Source organism: Dellaglioa sp. CoH-56-MRSF-12 (assembly GCF_056782075.1).
This window is the reverse complement of record NZ_JBXAYD010000001.1, coordinates 150,222-168,006: the sequence shown is the minus strand read 5'-3', so window position 1 is coordinate 168,006 and position 17,785 is coordinate 150,222. Positions and strand designations below refer to the sequence as shown.

Below are 17,785 nucleotides of genomic sequence, written 5' to 3'. Positions count from 1 at the left end.
AGTATGTTAACTACGAAATTTTCATACGCTTAATATAAAAAGTAACCAACTAAAATAGTAATTAGTTAGTTACTTTAATTTTTTCATTTATGGTAATTTATTTCCTGCTGCACGATAAATTTCGTACCATTCTTCATGTGTTAGCTCAAGTTCTGAAGCATTCGCAATTTCAACAATTCTTTTTGCGTTCATTGTTCCAGCAATCACCTGCATTTTAGCTGGGTGACGTAGAATAAATGCTGTTGCGATTCCAGTATTAGTTGTTTCTTTTTCTTTAGCTAAACGGTTTAAAACTTCATTTAATTCAGCAAATTTTGGATTATCTAAGAATGTACCTTCAAAGAATCCGTATTGGAATGGTGACCATGCTTGAATCGTCATTTTTTTAAGACGCGAATATTCTAAAATACCGCCATCACGATTAATTCCAGCATCATTAACCATATTCACATTTGTTCCCAAATCAATCATTCCAGTGTGCATGACACCGAATTGGAGTTGGTTAACTAATAGTTTCATATCCAAAGCTTGTTGTAATAAATCAACTTGCCCAGGATAGAAATTACTAACACCAAAATGACGTACTTTTCCAGATTTTTGTAGTTTTTCAAATACACGAGCAATAGCTTCAGGTTCCATTAACGTATCAGGTCTGTGTAACAATAAGCTATCAATATATTCCGTATTTAATCGTTTTAAAATACCGTCAACACTTTTTTCAATGTGTTCAGCAGTAAAATTATACTCTACACCTGGAACGATACCACATTTTGATTGAAGAATAATGTCTTCACGTGATAACCCAGTTTCAGTAAATCCTGCCGCAAACACTTCTTCAGCTTTTCCTGCACCATAAATATCTGCGTGATCAAAGAAATTAATGCCATGATCAACTGATGTTTGAATCATTTCTGCAGCTTGCCCAGTCGACAATTCTGGCATGCGCATGCATCCCAAACCGACAGATGATACTTGAAGTTCGCTATCGCCTAAATTAATCATTTTCATTTTATTACCCCTTTTCAAGTCATGCCTTGATTCTAGCATTCAAATCAAGAAGGCGCTACCAAAACGATTACTTACTAGATATATAACTGGGTTTCTGCTGGCTTGGTTTCACTAATCACATCACCATTATGGACTGATAACATAACGGCAGCACGTGTATTCAACGCATCATAAAAATTATCACTATCCATAATGACGAAATTAGCTGGTTTTCCAACTTCAATTCCATAATGATCCATAACATGCATAGATTTAGCGCCATTAGTCGTCACAAATCGGTAAGCATTCATAATTTGACTATAACCCATAATCTGAGTCGCATGTAATCCCATGTGCAAGGCGTCTAACATGTTGCCATCTCCCATTGGATACCATGGATCTTTGATGTCATCTTCACCAAATGCAACGTTCAACCCATTCTCATCCAATTCTTTGACGCGTGTTAACCCACGACGCTTTGGATATGTGTCAAAACGTCCACCTAAGAACATATTTACAAGTGGATTAGCAATAAAGTTCATTTCTGACATCTTCAATAAACGCATTAATTTGTACAAATAAGCATCATCATATGAACCCATCGCTGTTGTATGTGATGCTGTAACCTTATCTTTCATCCCTGTTTCTAAAGCTAATGTCGCAACGGTTTCCAAGCTACGAGAACTAGGATCATCGATTTCATCCGTATGTGCATCAAATAATAAATTATATTTCTGAGCCAATTCAAAAGCGAAATGGAGTGATTCAACTGCATATTCTCTATTAAATTCAAAATGGGGAATTGCACCAATTGCATCCACTCCTAATTCAGCAGCTTTTGTCATTAATTCCTTCCCATTTGGAAATGATAAAATACCTTCTTGTGGGAAAGCAACTAATTGTAATTCCATCCAAGGTTTAACTTCTTCGCGGACCTCAATTAAAGCTTTCAAAGCCACTAAATCAGGATCAGTCACATCAACATGTGAACGAACAAACTGAACACCATGGGCTGCCTGCATTTTTAATGCTGTAACAGCACGTTCTTTAACATCTTCATGGGTTAACGTCTTTTTACGTTCAGACCAAATCCGAATGCCATCAAATAAAGTCCCAGATTCGTTCCATTCCGGATCACCTGCTGTGAGCGTTGAATCCAAATGAACATGTGGATCAACAAATGGCGGTAACATCAATTTATCGGTTGCATCAATGACTTTTTCATCAGCATTTTGTTGTAAATTTACCCCAATCTCAGTAAACATGCCATTTTCTACTCGAATATCTTGTAATTCTTCTTTATTTTCAATATGTACTTGTTTAATTAACATCGATTATCACTCCTCATTAAATTATCTATCATTCAAATTGTACATGACTTACACCCAATTTAATATTTTTAGTTAACTAAAAAAAGATTAATTCCAAGAATACTTAGAATTAATCTTTGAACTTTTATAATTAGTTTTTTTCTGCACCTAACTTAGTTGATTCATCTTCAATAAATTTAAAACCTGATTGTTTTTTTTCAGCTTGTGGATGTTTAGCACGTTCGTCCATTGCTTTTTGAGCCATTGCTTTGCGTTGTTCTTTACTCAACTTTGCCATTGCTATCGCCTCTTTTGATTTGGACAGTTATATTAAGTTCTAACTTCAACTTTCATTATAGTCCTATTTTATCAAAGTGGCACAAATTAAATCATTTATTTAAAATTACTGTTTTTTTGGGACGGTTGGTGTTGCTCTAAAAGCATTCACATTTTTATCCAAAATAACTTGTTCATTGCTTCCAGAATCTAAAATTGTATTTTGCGTTGACTTCTTTTCAACCAAAACAGTTGTTACTGTGACTTTTTTTAATTCTTCGGTTGCTAGTAACGCATCTACTTGTGCAGAAAATGCTGAATCGCCACTACCTGATTGAATTTCTGTAGCCACAACATTATTATTTGCAATATAATTACCATGTCCGGCAGCAAGTCGGATAATGACCGGTGTTGCACCAACTGGTTTAAGCGTGTTTTGATCAACCGTTTCTGAAAAATGATTTCCAATGACGGAATTATCATTACCGCTAATTGATAACAGCCCATATAAATCGTCTAATCCATTATCTCGATGTTGCATAGGCGCCCACGGTTCTTGATCATGCAGCATATGGTTTGAAGAAACCAATATCTCTGAGCAATTATCATCTAAAATAACCATTCCGGGATAAAATGCATGAATGCGATTATTTGTAACAGACGATTTCGTCACGCCAGATAATGAAATGCTACTTGCACCTCTTGGGAAAATATTATTAGTCGTAATTAGCAGTCCTCCGAAGTTTTCCGCAAAAATGGTATAGCCATTAAATCCAGCGCCCATTAAATTTTCAGTTACTTTCGAAGCTTGTCCCCATCCACGTAGTTCAATACAATTACCACATTCAGCAATAAAATTATCGTGGATTGTTAATGCATCTGCGTTATAAATGGTTACACCATGTTCTAAGTAAACAAAACCCATTTCTGTAATACGGAATGAATCTTGTGCACTTGCAACATAAATTCCAGTCTTACCATTCACATACGTATTTTCTGGATTTTTTTCGCCTGTGCCATCATCAATAAAGTGTAACCCATCAATATTAAAGTTCGAAAATTCGACTGAACTAATACGCGGATTTCCTTCTCTTGCAACATAGAAAGCTGCACCTTCAGATTCTTCATCCGTTGTTTTAGGATCGAGGTCAACAAGAACACGACTACCACCAGGCCATAATTCATGTAAATTTGACCATTCGTTTTGTGGTACGTTAAACCGAATGCTTGATGACGTAAATCCATGCCCAGATCCTTGAATTTTAAGAAAACTAATATCTATTAAGACTTGTGTACGCAAGTGATAATCAGCTGGTGGTAGATAAATAACTGCCCCTGGTTTTCCACCATCATTGCTATTACTATCAGTTTGATGACTTTTAATATCAGTAATAATACTATTAATAACTTCCCCAATATCTTCGTACGGGTTACCAATAGGCCATTTTGTTACATCATAATAATTTTTGTTTGTCATTATTTTACCCTCCAATTTTGTTAAATAACCCTATCATTCAGATAACATTTTTTCAGCTAAAGCGAAGTTTCCAACATTGGCTGATCCATTATTAGCAACTTGTGGTGCTGTAATATATTGATCTAATGGAGGAACGTCAACATAATCATTTAAAATTTCTTTGAATTCATGTCGCACTTTTTCCAATAAAACATCATTTGTAACGCCGCCCCCAAAAATAATTTTATTAGGACGTAAACTTAACGTTGTTTGAACGGCAGCCTGAGCAATATAGTAGGCCATAATATCCCAAGTTTTGTCTGTTAATGGGACATCTTTACCTTTTTTACCAGTCCGTGCTTCAAATGTTGGTCCAGCAACTAAGCCCTCTAAACAATCACCATGAAATGGACAGACACCTTTAAAATCAAGATCATCAGGATGTCTCTTAACTAAGACATGGCCCATTTCAGGATGGCCAATACCGCCAACTAAGTGGCCATCAATTACTGCTCCAGCGCCCACACCAGTTCCAATTGTGTAATAAACAAGTGAATTAATTTTCTCATTAAACAATGTCGACATTGTATATTCACCGTAAGCTGAACCATTTACATCCGTTGTCCAAAATGTTGGAATATCCAGTTTGCCCTTAAGAAATCCCAAGAAATCCGTATCACCCCAACCCGGTTTTGGTGTTTTCGTGATAAATCCATATTTAGGTGACGTTTTTCTGATTTCAATTGGTCCAAATGAGGCAACACTAAGTGCAGCTATTTCAAATTGCTTAAAATAGTCTACGACTGCCGTTAATGTTTCAACAGGTGTAGTCGTGGGAATTTGAATTTGATCCTTTACTTGATAATCTTCGTTACCTACCGCGCATACAAATTTAGTGCCACCTGCTTCAATACTTCCTAATAACATTACATTGTTCCTCCAAGTTCATATATTTTAATATCATAATTAGTTGAATCGCTACTTGTTTCAACTATAAGTTCCTTTTCATCATAAACCCTTTCAGAGAAACATGCTTCTCCATTATTCACAAATAATTCTGCTGAACTGTTGTCCATTAATAAATGAACATCCAATTCATTGGCAACGCTCACATTAGTTTCTCGAAGTAAATCGTCATTATACTTTTGTAATGTTACCTTACCTGTTGCAGCTTGATAGCTAACTTTTATTAATAATTTATTATCGCTATTTTTAATTTTAACGCTGACATTTTCTTGCCCATTAAAGTTCGCTAAATACTCAAAACTCTTTGTAGGGGCTTCAAAAATAGTGGTTGTATCCTTAGGTTTAGTGACATCTAATAATACTTTTTCGCGCAATTTTTTAATTTCTTCAACTGGTGTCATCAATAATTTACCATTTTTCATATTTAATTCTCTTGGAAATGTTAGTGCGCCTGCCCAACCATCTTCCTGTTCTGGCATGGGGCTCTCCCACATGTCCATCCATGCAAATATGATCCTTCTACCGTCAGGCGTAACCATTGATTGTGTTGCATAGAAATCATGTCCATAATCTAATTCAGTGAACTCACCATGATGTAATGAATGTGTCTCTTCATCAAATTTTCCAGTCAGATATCCTGTTTGGAAGAAATTTCTATATTTTAATTTATCAGCTTTAATTCCTTGTGGTGACATTACTAAAACGTCTTGTCCGTCAATTTCGAAAAGGTCAGGACATTCCCAAACGAATCCTTCAGAATCAACTGATTTAGCAGTTGCAATAGGTCCTAAGTAGTCCCAATGTTCTAAATCATCTGAGTTATACATAAGAACTCGACCCAAGCCATCCTTATTTTTGCTTCCGATTACAATATTATATTTTCCATTTTCAAACCAAATTTTTGGATCTCTAAAATCAGCATCATTATCTACAGGAGGCATTGAAATCACTGGATTACCAGCAAATTTTTCAAAAGTTATGCCATCATCACTAACGGCTAGGTTTTGATTCTGCCAATAACTATCCGGATCATTTTTGTCTTTCAAATTATGTCCTGTATAAATTAAATAGAGACGCTCATCCTTCACAATTGCGCTACCTGAAAAACAGCCATCCTGATCTTCTTGATCACCAGGAACCAAAGCAATTGGTAAGCTTTCCCAATTAACTAAATCTTTACTTCTTGAATGACCCCAATGCATTGGTCCCCACTGTGTTGAATTTGGATGATGTTGATAAAAGATGTGATAGTACCCTTTAAAAAAGCAAAACCCATTTGGATCATTCATCCAACCTGCTGGTGCCGTAATATGATACTTTAATCGATATCTTTCATCAGTTACCTCTGGATAATTAATCGTTTCATTTTTCAAAATTGTCTTCTCCTCGTTCTATATGTTAACCGGTTGTCATTATCTTAAAATAAAAACGCACCTACTATGCCGTTTCTCCTTTATATAATTGTACCGGTAGTACTACTTGCATAGGTGTCTCTTTACCTTCTATTTTCTTCATTAAAATATCAATAGCTGCATCAGCCATCTGTTCAATTGGTTGAATAATTGTTGTTAGTTCTGGTTTAAATAATCGAACAACATCTGTCCCATCATAGCCAATAACAAGTAAATCTTCAGGTACTCGTTTGCCATATTCTCTAGCTATTTTTATGATCAAACTAGCGTCTGTATCATTCGAAGCAAAAATACCATCCACTCGTTTAAGATCCTCAAAAATTCTTTTAATAACTTTTGTTTTTTCTGTTTCTGTCCAATTAAAATCAATTGTATACGTTACGGCTGGCAACCCATGTTCACTCATAATTTTCTCGTATGCCCTACGTCTATCTCGAGCAGGCGTTTCTAAATCATAAGGTCCATTTGTATGTACAATTGAGGTTGCCCCATGTTCTAATAGCAATTCTGTTGCCATTTTACCGCCACTATAATTATCAGAAGAAACGACCGGAATATCACCATTCATAATTCTATCAATTGCGACAATTGGTAAATTTGTATTATGATATTCTTCAATTCCTTCATTATGTGCTCCAACAATTAGCCCATCAACTTGATTTGCCATTAGTTTACGTAAATAAGTCACTTCTTTTTCTGAATCATTTTTTGAGTTACCGATAAGAACCTTATAACCTCTATTAAAAAGTTTCGTTTCTAAATGGTAAGCTAATTGTCCAAAAAAAGGATTCGCAATGGTTGGGAAAATAAGCCCTATTAGTTTTGTTTCTTTATTAAATAATTGTCTTGCAACATCATTAGGCTGATAATGTAACTCTTTCACAGCATCACGAACCTTTTTAACTGTCTTTTCGCTAAGATAACCTCTATTGTTCAACACCCTAGATACAGTCGTTTTAGAAACGCCTGCCAATTCAGCGACATCATCAAGTTTTGGATTTTGCATTTTATTTGCTCCTAAGTCGTCTAATTTTAGTTAAATTGTTACCGCTTAACTTTTAGTACTCTTAGTTTACCATAAAATAAGCAAAACCATTATCCCCACCATTAACTTTTTAAGCTGCTTCTTTTTTAGCTAATTCTAATCTAACTTTATCTTCATTTCGTTCAAATTTACCATAGAAAAACATTGGAACTGCAGCAAGTATGAACAGCATGGCTGGAATCCAGATAAAACTTAAGTTAATGCCTAATAAAGATTGACTCGTTTGAGTGTGATTGGGTATATATCCAAAGAATTGCATTACTTGTGATGGAATAAATCCGCCAATCCCACTACCTGCTTTAACACAGAATGCACTTCCAATAGCTGTTAAAAAGCCACTGGCTCTGATTCCTGTTTTCCATTGACCAAAATCAACCGCATCAGCCAACATTAGGAATGGCATTGCAGCTGCAACACCCGTTCCAATTGATCCTAGGCAATATAAGATAACAACCCAAACTTGATTACTACCAACTGCTTGAAGCAACATGTTACAGATTGCTCCCATCAATAGTGCTCCAATTAGAACCGTTCTTTTATTTGTACGTTTAACAAGTAATGGAATTGATATCATCCCTATAACAGCAACAACAGATAAAGAACCAGCAACTGCGACTAATGATTTTGCATGGATATTATATTGAAAATAATAAATCATGCCTGAACTTCTAACAGTTGTTCCAATCCAATAGAATAAGTTGGAAATAACCAATAAAATCCAAGGCCAATTACTTTTTGTTGCTTTAACACTCTGTTTTAATGATATTGATTTCGTAATCGTTGTATTAATTTCTCGTAAATTTAAAAAGGCAATTAAAAAGGCAATAATGGAGATAATCCCTAAAATAATCATTGCATATGAGAATCCTTTACGATCATTTCCTTGCCCTAATATTTGAACTAATGGTAAAACAACACCATTAGCAACCAATAGACCAACATTTCCTCCAACCATTCGATATGAATTCAAAACCGTTCTTTGGTCTGAATCATTTGTTAAGTTAGGTAAAATCGACGTCATAGGGGTACTAATTCCGGTATATATAATTCCTGCAATGACGTAAACAACTGATGCATAGATAACTTTGGACGATCCCGATAAATTCGGTGTAGTAAATGTTAACCATGTAAAGAATGCAAATGGTACACATAACCACAAGAAATACGGCCGACTTTGTCCCCATTTTGTATGTGTATGATCAATTAAAAAGCCCCATATTGGTGCATCAAACATATCAACGCATCGTGTGACGAGCAAGATAGTTCCAGCTACACCAATCCCAATTCCAAAAACATCTGTATAAAAATATAACAAGTACGTACTAATACTTACAAATAGAATATTTCCGCCAAAATCTGTAAGTGAATAACTTAGTTTTCGAAAAAGAGGAATTTCTTCAACTTGATTTGTATCTACGTTTACTTTGTTTTCCATTCTATTTACCCCATTCTATTTGTTTAATAAATGTCCCATTTCACTAAAAAATAGCAATTGCCTGTACCTATAAACTCAACTTTTAGAAAGCGCTTTCTGAAAGAATAACCAAAGTATAACCTGTTTATATTTTTATGTCAACCGGTTGTCATTTGTTTTTTTATTAATCAAAAAGCATCTCATTTATTAATAAATGAGATGCTTTTTCTTTCTATAATAACTTTTAAAGACTTTCTCCATTTGTTTCAATTACATTTTTATACCAAGTAAATGAGTCTTTTTTATAACGTTTCATCGATCCATTGCCCTCATTATCACGATCAACATAAATCATACCATAACGCTTTTTCATCTCACCAGTTGTAAATGATACTAAATCAATAACACCCCATGGTGTATATCCTAAGACTTCAACACCATCATAATCAACTGCTTTTTCGATTGCTTCAATATGTTCTTTTAGATAACTTACACGTTCAGGATCATGAATTTCATGATTATCTTCAAGCTTGTCAATCGCGCCAAAACCATTTTCAACAATAAATAACGGTAACTGATAGCGATCATATAATCGATTTAACGTATATCGTAAACCATCGGGATCAATTGCCCAGCCCCAGTCACTAGATTTAATATACGGATTAGGAACCCCATTAGGTAGTCCACCATTCACAACATCACCTAAATGATCTGCTTCAGCATCTGCTTTAACAACTGTTGACATATAGTAACTGAATCCTAGATAATCAACTGTCCCTTTTTTCAATATCTCCATATCGCCTTCTTGAATCCCAACATCATAATTGTGACGTTCAAACTCTTTTAGTGCATAACGTGGGTATTCTCCACGAACATGAACATCTGGGAAAAAGAAGCGTTGATGCATTGCCTCTTCAGCAGCCATGATATCTTCCGGATCACATGAATAAGGATAAATTGGTACGTGTGATACCATGCATCCTATTTCAAAATCAGAATTAATTTTTTTACCAGCAATAACCGCCTTAGCGCTAGCCAAGAGTTCGTTATGTGCAACTCGATACATAATTTCTTTGGGATTTTCACCATCGTTCACAATAACTCCAGAATTAGTCCACAAAAAGATGGGGTTATTTGTATCCATTTGATTATTAATTTCATTAAATGTCATCCAATATTTTACTTTAGATTGATAACGTTTAAAGCAAACCGTAGCAAAATTTTCAAAAAAATCAATTAATTTACGATTTCTAAAACCACCATATTCTTTAGCTAAATGGAGTGGCATTTCAAAATGCGATAGGGTAATCACTGGTTGAATACCTTTTTTTAATAATTCATCAAAAACATCATCATAAAATTGTAATCCCGCTTCATTTGGTTCGCTTTCATCTCCCATTGGGAAAATACGTGACCACGCGATTGATGTTCGTAAGCACTTCAATCCCATTTCAGAGAAAAATTGAATATCTTCTTTGTAATGATGATAAAAATCAATTGCATCATGATTCGGATAAAATTTATCTGTTTCAATAGTTTCCGTAATTTCCCGCGGAACACCATTTGCTCCTGCAGTCATCACATCAATAACACTTGGCCCTTTTCCATCAACATTCCAGCCGCCTTCAAACTGATGAGCAGCCAAAGCGCCACCCCACAAAAAATCCTTCGGTAATTTAGACATTTTATTTTTCTCCTTTTGGAATTAATTCCATTATTGGTTCTCCATGGTGAATTTCATTTTGCGTATACGCAATAACATCTTCGTAATCATCTGAATTAGTCACAATTACAGGTGTTACTACTGAAAATCCTGATTCTTTTATCTTCTCTTGATCAAATTCAACAAGTAAATCACCCATTTTTACATAATCATGATTTTTAACTTGTGTTGCAAAATATTTTCCTTTTAATTCAACGATATCCATTCCAATATGAATTAAAACTTCTACACCATCTACAGATTTTAATCCAATCGCATGTTGTGTCTCTGTAGTCATGACAACCTGACCATCAAATGGTGCATATATTTTATTATCCGTTGGATTTACAGCAACACCTTTGCCCATTGCACCAGATGAAAATACTTCATCCTCTACTTCTGTTAACGCAATTACTTTCCCTGTTACAGGGCTATTAACAACGCCTGGTGCATTTATTACTGGCGTACTCATAACTGGTGCGACCTTAGCTGGTGCATCATCTAACTGTGCTTCCATTGTTGCGACTTCACTAACTGTTTCACCCGTACCAAAAATTTGAACAAGTAGAACTGAACCCACAATTGCTACAATACATCCAACAACCATACCAATAAATGAGTGTGGGTATTTAGGACTAATTGCATTTACAATGGTTAATAAACTTGGTAGTCCAGCATAAGCAAAATAATATGAATTAAAGAAACTTGTAATTAATGCACCAAACGCTCCTGAAATACAACCAAAGATAAATGGTTTTTTAAATCTTAATGTCACACCATAAATTGCTGGTTCTGTAATCCCAAATAATCCTGTAATAAATGCTGAAAGAGATATATTTTTTAATTCTCTGTTCTTAGACTTAATAAATACACCTAAAACAGCACCAACTTGTGCGACCACTGCAATTGTTTGAAAAGCCTGAAATGAGTCCATTCCATTCATTTTGAAATTGGCCATAACCATTGGCGTAACACCCCAATGGATACCAAAAATAACAAGTACTTGCCAGAAACCACCAATAATAACACCTGCTAAAGGTGGTGCAACTTTAACTAAATAATTATATCCTTTTGCGATTCCTTCAGCTCCAAGAGATGAAAGTGGTCCAATAATTAAGATTGTTAAAGGAACCATAATTAATAGACATAATAATGGAACAGCAAGTTCTTTAATAATGTCAGGTATCTTTTTACTCAAGAATCTTTCAAGATAAGAAAGAATCCAAACTAAAAATAATGGTGGCAATACTGATGATGTATAAACTGTTTGAGATAATGGAATACCCATAAAGTTAATACTTGTACCGCTAGCAATAGTTCCAGCCATCTCTGCCCATGTGGGACTAACTAATGCAGCACAACATGCAACAGCGATTAAACTGTTTGTTTTAAAATGTTTAGCTGCCGTTATGGCAATAAATATTGGTAAGAACGTAAATGGTGCCCAAGAAATAAAGCTTAAAACTTGATATGTACCACTTTTAGGAAAATTTGGCATAGCTAAAGTAATTAGAATTAAACTCCCTTGAATAATACCTGCCGCGGCCAATATGTAAACGAATGGGGCAAAAACCGCAGACATTGTTGCAATAACTCGATTCATTATACTTGTTTTTGGTGCTTCTACTTCCTCTACTTCTGAACTATCAATCATTGCTGAGAATGCATCATAAACATCCGCAACATGTGGTCCAATAACTACTTGGAATTGTCCACCACTTTCAACAACAGTGATAACGCCTGCCATTGCTGATATTTTTTCTTTAGCATCTGAAGGAACCTCATGTAGCACTAGTCGTAACCGTGTCGCACAATGCGTTGCTCCTGCTAAATTTTTTTCTCCACCAATTGCTTCTAAAATATCTGTAGCTAATTTTGTATAATCTCTAACCTTACTTGCCATATTTTTCTCCTCCTCAGATAAAAACGAATAAATAGAAAAAAATTGTAAACCCTTACAAATCTTTGTATATGTATATTTTAATTGTACGTGCACAATAAGTCAACACTTTTTTTGTAACCCTTTTCATCTAGATGTACAAGGCGGGAACAATGTTATACAATAAAGGATACATTATTTTAATGGAGGCATGAAATGTTAAAGTATCAAGAAATTGCTGATCAAATTGAGCTTGCAATTAAAAATAAAAATTTGAATCAAGGGACGCAACTCCCTAGTCTAAATGAACTTATTGCCAAATATGCCGTCAGTAAGACGACACTCGTTAAAGCTCTCACAACTTTAGAAGATAAGGGTATTATTTATCAAGTACAAGGTAGCGGAATTTTTGTTCGTCGTCAAAAAAGAGACGGTTACATCGCTCTAATGACGAACATGGGCTTTACAAAAGATTTAGAAAACAGTAAATTATCTACAAAAGTGATTGATTTAAAAGTTGAACTACCCAATGCTGATGTAGCCAGGGAATTAAATTGTGCTCCGGGTGAGGAAGTTTATTTAATAAAAAGAATTCGTTACATCGATAATCAAGTTCTCTGTATTGAGAGATCCTACTATCGAAAAAAACTTGTTCCTTATCTTAATCGCGAAATAATCAGTGAGTCTATTTTTAATTACTTGAAAGAAGTTTTAAAATTAAAAATAGGTTTCTCCGATAAATATTTACGTACAGACACCCTTAAAAAGACAGAATCAACCCTTTTAGAACTACCAGAAAATTCGCCTGGACTCTATATTGATGAACTTTTTTATACAGTAAGCGGTGAACCTTTTGATCTTTCTCAAACTATTTATAACTATAAACATGCTAACTTTTTTATTCAAAGTGGACAAAAATAAAACCATAATTAATAAATTAAAAACCTCAGGGCAATCACTTAAAAAGGTGATTACCCTGAGGTTTTTAATTTATTTCAAGATTCATTTAAAGAATTCTATTTAACTTCCATCTCTTTAATTTTATCGTTAATTTCTTTTTCAACTTTACGATGTTTGGGTGATAATCCTTCGGCAAAAAACAAGACACTACCGATTGCTAAGACATAAGTTAGGCCCATTGTAGAACTGTTCCAGAAAGATGCTCCATAATAAAGAATGCTGCGAGCACCATCATACAAGAAACGCATTGGTAACCATGGAAGAACCCAATCTTGGTAGAATTGAGGTACTAATGGTTGTGCCATTGCCAATAAAGGAATTGAGAAAAATAGTAAGAGGACAAATATAATTACCCCTGGGAAACCAATCCATGTCAATACCCCTGAGAATAACATTATAAAAGCAAAACTTGTAAATGATAAGAACGATGCAATTGTTATAAAATGTGTAAAATCAAATCCTAAAATCCATGTCGCATACGTAGCTGTTGCAAATCCAGTTAAAATTGCAAGTGCTACAGCTGAGATAATGAATGATGATTTAAATGAAAACTTGTGTTTCATTGATTTAAATTCTCTTGAATCTCCAGCGTAGAATAATAATAAACTAATAACCATGCTTGCAATCCAGACGGGTTGGAAGAACGAACTATTCGCTGATGTTAATCCAGCGGTTGAATGTCTAACGGTTGTTTTTACAGTGATTGGGTTATTTAACTTCAATGCAGTCACAGCGGGGACACTCATATTGGCTTTTGCCATATTTGTTAAAATTCCGGCTGAAATACCACCACCAATTTTTGTAACTATTGTTGATAGTGTCGAACCTAAAGTCGTTGACAATGTAGCATTTTTTGCTTCATTTGTTACAACAGTTACATTTGTAACATCTTTTGTTGTTGGATCAGCTAATTTTCCAATTGATGCCGAGAAATCTTTTGGAATTACAATAGCCGCATAATAATGTTGTTTATCCATTGCACTCTTAAGTGCCTTATCACTCTTAACGATATGCCAATCTAACGCCTTATTTTTGCTTCTAGTTAGATTTTCAACGATTTTGTTACCTTGCTTACCACTATCTTCATTAACAATGGCAACAGGTACATCTTTGAGCTCTGATTTTACAGATGGGATTTGCATCACCACCATAATAAATGTAAGTAATACCGAAACTAAAATGGCGAAACCTAAAAATTTATTTTTAAACATAATCATATTCCTCTTTTCTTTTTGAGTGAGCACTCAATCAATTACAAATACGATTATAACCTATCCACAAGTTTAGTCAACCCTAACTTTTAAATATAAACTATCAAAATAATAAGTTTGTCTTTTGTCATCGCTATCAATTGTGTCATAATAGGGCTATAAATAGGATGGTGAATATTATTAAAAATTCTGAATTAAAATTATATGCCAACTCGGATTTATTTAGAGATATAACAGATAAACAAAAACAAATTTTAATCGCCGCAATTGAATTATTCTCAGAAAAAGGCTATGCAAATACAAGTACAAAAGAAATTGCAAAAAAAGCTGGCGTGGCTGAAGGTAATATTTTTAGTAAATATAACAATAAACAAGGCTTACTTAACGCCATTATTGCCCCTGTCATTAAATCCATCTTACCTTCTGCAATGCACGACTTATTAGACGAGTCCATTGATCATTCAAATTTAACTTTGGATTCATTAATTCGTCCTTTGTTAAAAAATAGAATTATTTTTTTGCAAGAAAATGCTAAAGTTCTTAAAATTTTCATTTCTGAACTACTTTATGATAAATCGGTTGTTAAACAGTTATTAGAAAATATTCCCGCCCCATACTGGACGGCACTCAATTCAACTATTGATACACTAAAAGAAAAAAAACTAATTGTCAGTTGGGATAATCTCGAAATTCTTAAGGTTATTTGGTCAACTATAGGTGGTATTGTACTTGGTTATCTTCTTTTTGATCAATCGTTAACAAAAGAAAGTATTGAACATTCAGCAGATGCTCTGATAAACGCACTTAGTGTTTGATAAAAATAAATAATTAAAAATACCCATCGAGTAAACAAGTTACTGTAAAACCTTGTTTACTCGATGGGTATTTTTAATTCAAAGCAGATTATTCATACTAACTAATCTTTTTAATTACGCAGGAATACTATTAATAAATGTTTCTACTTCTTGTTTCGTTTTACGATTTTTATTAACTAAACGTCCTGTTTCTTTACCATTTTCATATGCAATAAAACTTGGAATACCGAAGACACTTAACTCAACAGCTAAGTCCATATTTTCATCTCGATCGACAGCTAAGAATGTGTATTCAGTATATTCTGATTCAATATTAGGCATTTCAGGTTTAATAAAAGCACAATCTGGGCACCATGTTGCAGAAAAAAATAGGATATACTTTCCATCTTTAATTTTATCCATTAATTCACTTACCGTTGTTTCTTTTTCTATACTTTTCATTTTTGCTACCTCCACTAATATGCTTACTTTTTATAAGTATATATCAGATTAGCCATTTTCAATTAAAATATGCTTGCTTATTTATTTTTATCTCTGATTAGTTTAGCTTCTTTATTACCTATATATAGGCTGTATGCAGAATACAATAATACTACAATAACAATCCATTGAATCACACTTGTATTAATATTCTTAACTAAAAGTACCGCAACTAAAACACCTATAATACCAAAAACAGAAAATAAGGTTATTTTTCTAGAATATTGATTGAGTTTTATAAATTGCATACTTCCTATTGGTAAAGAAAATGCACATCCCCCCATCATAATTGGAAATGCAGCAATCGGATCCATTCCCATCGCATAGACAGTTGCCATTGTTAATGAAAATGAGCCTATTCCAATATTATTTAATGCGCCATAAATAAATAATAAAAATCCTGTTACAACTAATTTCCAGCCAAATAGTTCGGTAGCGGTCCCACTAGCAGTGATTAGGCCTAATTTACCAGCGATGATTAACGCGGTTGCAACAAGTAATCCAACGATAACAAATGATCTAATACTATTTTCAGGTAATCTAACAACAAATCTCGGACCAATATAAGCACCCAGCACTTGGCAAATAATACAGACTAGTAACGTCTTAGTACCAACATTGATACTTGTAATATACGCCAGCGACATGACAAATATTGGAATAACATCTTGCGCATTTAACGTACCTGGTAATTTTTTCATAGAAACCCAATTAGCTTTCTGGTATATTGCTGTTGATATGGCAAAATCTGAAATTCCAAAAGTAGAAAAGAAAAAAATAACAATCTGCGATATTGGTGTCCATACTGAACTGGCCGGTTCTTTCATGAAGTCTGATTTATGTCTCATTAAATCACGCATAAAATAACAGATAAATATAAAATTAATAACAATAATTGCCGCAATCAACGTCTTTTGCATGATTAAATCTCCTAGTTAAATGAATCATAATAGTACAGTTTAACTCAATTTATTCCTAGATAAAATAGTCTATATTAATTTTTCTATTTTATACTATATAATTAGTCCTTTAAAGTCTAAAATTAGAAATATAAGGTATGCTACTGTTAATTGTTTATATAATTTATAAAAGGAGATGCACTATGCTAACAGACTTTTTTGCTTATAATTCATTTAGTCATTTGAAACTAAAGGTAGATTCATTGATTCCATATGGTTTTACAAAAACAGCAGAAGAAATCTATAATTATCAAGTTTCAATTCTTAATAATCAATTTATACTAACCGTCTCAATTTCCCCCTCTGAAAAAATTAATACTACTATTATTGATGCTCTAACTAAAGAAGAATATACACTTTATAAAAATCAGTCTGCAACAGGATCATTTGTCAGTTCAATCAGAAAATCAGTGATTGAACAACTGGATTTAATTGTTGCTAGTTGTTTTGAAACTACTCCAGTATTCCAAACTGCTGATTCACAATCTATCATTAATTATGTACAAGAACATTATCAGACCAATCTAGAATTCCTCTGGAAACAGTTTCCAAATGACGCTGTTTTACGTCGATCAGATTCTAAAAAATGGTATGCCGCTTTAATGAAAATTCCAGCAACTAAAATAGGCTTGGATTCCGAGAAATTAGTTGAAATACTTAATATTCGAATGGATCCTGACCTGCTCATCAATAAAATAGACAAAAATCAAATTTTTCCAGGGTACCATATGAATAAAAAACACTGGGTTTCAATTTTATTAAATGGCCAAAATAATTTAGACACTGTTTATTCTTATATTGATACTAGCTATGGACTAGCTAAATAAAAGGCGAACTAAAAAAATCCATTCTAATAGTCAACAAAATTTGAACTTGTTTACTTAGAATGAATTTTCGCTTATCATTAAACACT

The 17,785-nt window shown here is 33.8% G+C and carries 16 protein-coding genes; 3 read left to right on the top strand and 13 right to left on the bottom strand.

Going from position 1 to position 17,785, the window contains the following annotated elements:
- Window positions 1–87: 87 nt before the first annotated feature.
- The 10 genes from AC1RPY_RS00805 to AC1RPY_RS00760 form a co-directional block, all read right to left on the bottom strand.
- A complete protein-coding gene (locus AC1RPY_RS00805; RefSeq protein ID WP_481761011.1) occupies window positions 88–1,008 on the bottom strand; it encodes an aldo/keto reductase in 921 nt (306 codons plus the stop codon).
- A gap of 74 nt (window positions 1,009–1,082) precedes the next feature.
- On the bottom strand, window positions 1,083–2,318 hold the full coding sequence (gene codA, locus AC1RPY_RS00800) for a cytosine deaminase (RefSeq protein ID WP_481761012.1): 1,236 nt from the start codon (window positions 2,316–2,318) through the stop codon (window positions 1,083–1,085).
- A 130-nt stretch (window positions 2,319–2,448) separates the two neighbouring features.
- Entirely contained in the window at window positions 2,449–2,595 is a 147-nt protein-coding gene (locus AC1RPY_RS00795) for a hypothetical protein (RefSeq protein WP_409021777.1), read from the bottom strand.
- Window positions 2,596–2,700: 105 nt separating this feature from the next.
- Window positions 2,701–4,050, bottom strand: a complete 1,350-nt coding sequence (locus AC1RPY_RS00790) for a NosD domain-containing protein (protein ID WP_481761013.1) — start codon at window positions 4,048–4,050, stop codon at window positions 2,701–2,703.
- 33 nt (window positions 4,051–4,083) lie between these two features.
- On the bottom strand, window positions 4,084–4,956 hold the full coding sequence (gene scrK, locus AC1RPY_RS00785) for a fructokinase ScrK (protein WP_481761014.1): 873 nt from the start codon (window positions 4,954–4,956) through the stop codon (window positions 4,084–4,086).
- Entirely contained in the window at window positions 4,956–6,368 is a 1,413-nt protein-coding gene (locus AC1RPY_RS00780) for a glycoside hydrolase family 32 protein (RefSeq protein WP_481761015.1), read from the bottom strand. The genes scrK and AC1RPY_RS00780 overlap by 1 nt, the downstream gene beginning before the upstream one ends.
- Before the next feature lie 64 nt (window positions 6,369–6,432).
- Window positions 6,433–7,413 (bottom strand): LacI family DNA-binding transcriptional regulator, encoded by a 981-nt coding sequence (locus tag AC1RPY_RS00775; protein ID WP_481761016.1) that lies wholly within the window; start codon window positions 7,411–7,413, stop codon window positions 6,433–6,435.
- A 109-nt stretch (window positions 7,414–7,522) separates the two neighbouring features.
- Window positions 7,523–8,887: an MFS transporter gene (locus AC1RPY_RS00770; RefSeq protein ID WP_481761017.1), complete on the bottom strand. Its 1,365-nt coding sequence runs from the start codon at window positions 8,885–8,887 to the stop codon at window positions 7,523–7,525.
- Between the two features lie 223 nt (window positions 8,888–9,110).
- Entirely contained in the window at window positions 9,111–10,550 is a 1,440-nt protein-coding gene (locus tag AC1RPY_RS00765) for a 6-phospho-beta-glucosidase (RefSeq protein WP_481761018.1), read from the bottom strand.
- A gap of 1 nt (window position 10,551) precedes the next feature.
- On the bottom strand, window positions 10,552–12,471 hold the full coding sequence (locus tag AC1RPY_RS00760) for a beta-glucoside-specific PTS transporter subunit IIABC (RefSeq protein WP_481761019.1): 1,920 nt from the start codon (window positions 12,469–12,471) through the stop codon (window positions 10,552–10,554).
- Between the two features lie 192 nt (window positions 12,472–12,663).
- Here AC1RPY_RS00760 and AC1RPY_RS00755 point away from each other — a divergent pair, with 192 nt between their 5' ends.
- Complete coding sequence (locus tag AC1RPY_RS00755) at window positions 12,664–13,368, top strand: GntR family transcriptional regulator (protein WP_481761020.1); 705 nt, start codon at window positions 12,664–12,666, stop codon at window positions 13,366–13,368.
- A gap of 95 nt (window positions 13,369–13,463) precedes the next feature.
- Here AC1RPY_RS00755 and AC1RPY_RS00750 read toward each other — a convergent pair whose 3' ends face one another.
- Entirely contained in the window at window positions 13,464–14,618 is a 1,155-nt protein-coding gene (locus AC1RPY_RS00750; protein ID WP_481761021.1) for a YhgE/Pip domain-containing protein, read from the bottom strand.
- 167 nt (window positions 14,619–14,785) lie between these two features.
- Between AC1RPY_RS00750 and AC1RPY_RS00745 the strand changes: the two genes are divergently transcribed.
- Window positions 14,786–15,433 carry a TetR/AcrR family transcriptional regulator gene (locus tag AC1RPY_RS00745; protein WP_481761022.1) on the top strand — a complete coding sequence of 216 codons (648 nt, stop codon included), beginning with the start codon at window positions 14,786–14,788 and terminating at the stop codon, window positions 15,431–15,433.
- Window positions 15,434–15,547: 114 nt separating this feature from the next.
- Here the strand turns inward: AC1RPY_RS00745 and AC1RPY_RS00740 are convergent, their stop codons facing one another.
- Both AC1RPY_RS00740 and AC1RPY_RS00735 read right to left on the bottom strand, forming a co-directional pair.
- Window positions 15,548–15,874, bottom strand: a complete 327-nt coding sequence (locus tag AC1RPY_RS00740; protein ID WP_481761023.1) for a thioredoxin family protein — start codon at window positions 15,872–15,874, stop codon at window positions 15,548–15,550.
- 77 nt (window positions 15,875–15,951) lie between these two features.
- Window positions 15,952–16,833: a sulfite exporter TauE/SafE family protein gene (locus tag AC1RPY_RS00735; RefSeq protein ID WP_481761024.1), complete on the bottom strand. Its 882-nt coding sequence runs from the start codon at window positions 16,831–16,833 to the stop codon at window positions 15,952–15,954.
- 182 nt (window positions 16,834–17,015) lie between these two features.
- On the opposite strand from AC1RPY_RS00735, the gene AC1RPY_RS00730 reads away from it, so the two are divergent.
- Window positions 17,016–17,699, top strand: a complete 684-nt coding sequence (locus AC1RPY_RS00730) for an MmcQ/YjbR family DNA-binding protein (protein WP_481761025.1) — start codon at window positions 17,016–17,018, stop codon at window positions 17,697–17,699.
- Window positions 17,700–17,785: the final 86 nt, after the last annotated feature.

What these genes read in the sequence shown, in the direction of transcription:
- AC1RPY_RS00805 (WP_481761011.1), bottom strand. Translation starts at nt 1,008, where the DNA reads ATGAAAATGATTAATTTAGGCGATAGCGAACTTCAAGTATCATCTGTC.
- AC1RPY_RS00765 (WP_481761018.1), bottom strand. Translation starts at nt 10,550, where the DNA reads ATGTCTAAATTACCGAAGGATTTTTTGTGGGGTGGCGCTTTGGCTGCT.
- AC1RPY_RS00755 (WP_481761020.1), top strand. Translation starts at nt 12,664, where the DNA reads ATGTTAAAGTATCAAGAAATTGCTGATCAAATTGAGCTTGCAATTAAA.
- AC1RPY_RS00740 (WP_481761023.1), bottom strand. Translation starts at nt 15,874, where the DNA reads ATGAAAAGTATAGAAAAAGAAACAACGGTAAGTGAATTAATGGATAAA.
- codA (WP_481761012.1), bottom strand. Translation starts at nt 2,318, where the DNA reads ATGTTAATTAAACAAGTACATATTGAAAATAAAGAAGAATTACAAGAT.
- AC1RPY_RS00730 (WP_481761025.1), top strand. Translation starts at nt 17,016, where the DNA reads ATGCTAACAGACTTTTTTGCTTATAATTCATTTAGTCATTTGAAACTA.
- AC1RPY_RS00760 (WP_481761019.1), bottom strand. Translation starts at nt 12,471, where the DNA reads ATGGCAAGTAAGGTTAGAGATTATACAAAATTAGCTACAGATATTTTA.
- scrK (WP_481761014.1), bottom strand. Translation starts at nt 4,956, where the DNA reads ATGTTATTAGGAAGTATTGAAGCAGGTGGCACTAAATTTGTATGCGCG.
- AC1RPY_RS00745 (WP_481761022.1), top strand. Translation starts at nt 14,786, where the DNA reads ATGGTGAATATTATTAAAAATTCTGAATTAAAATTATATGCCAACTCG.
- AC1RPY_RS00770 (WP_481761017.1), bottom strand. Translation starts at nt 8,887, where the DNA reads ATGGAAAACAAAGTAAACGTAGATACAAATCAAGTTGAAGAAATTCCT.
- AC1RPY_RS00775 (WP_481761016.1), bottom strand. Translation starts at nt 7,413, where the DNA reads ATGCAAAATCCAAAACTTGATGATGTCGCTGAATTGGCAGGCGTTTCT.
- AC1RPY_RS00795 (WP_409021777.1), bottom strand. Translation starts at nt 2,595, where the DNA reads ATGGCAAAGTTGAGTAAAGAACAACGCAAAGCAATGGCTCAAAAAGCA.
- AC1RPY_RS00735 (WP_481761024.1), bottom strand. Translation starts at nt 16,833, where the DNA reads ATGCAAAAGACGTTGATTGCGGCAATTATTGTTATTAATTTTATATTT.
- AC1RPY_RS00750 (WP_481761021.1), bottom strand. Translation starts at nt 14,618, where the DNA reads ATGTTTAAAAATAAATTTTTAGGTTTCGCCATTTTAGTTTCGGTATTA.
- AC1RPY_RS00790 (WP_481761013.1), bottom strand. Translation starts at nt 4,050, where the DNA reads ATGACAAACAAAAATTATTATGATGTAACAAAATGGCCTATTGGTAAC.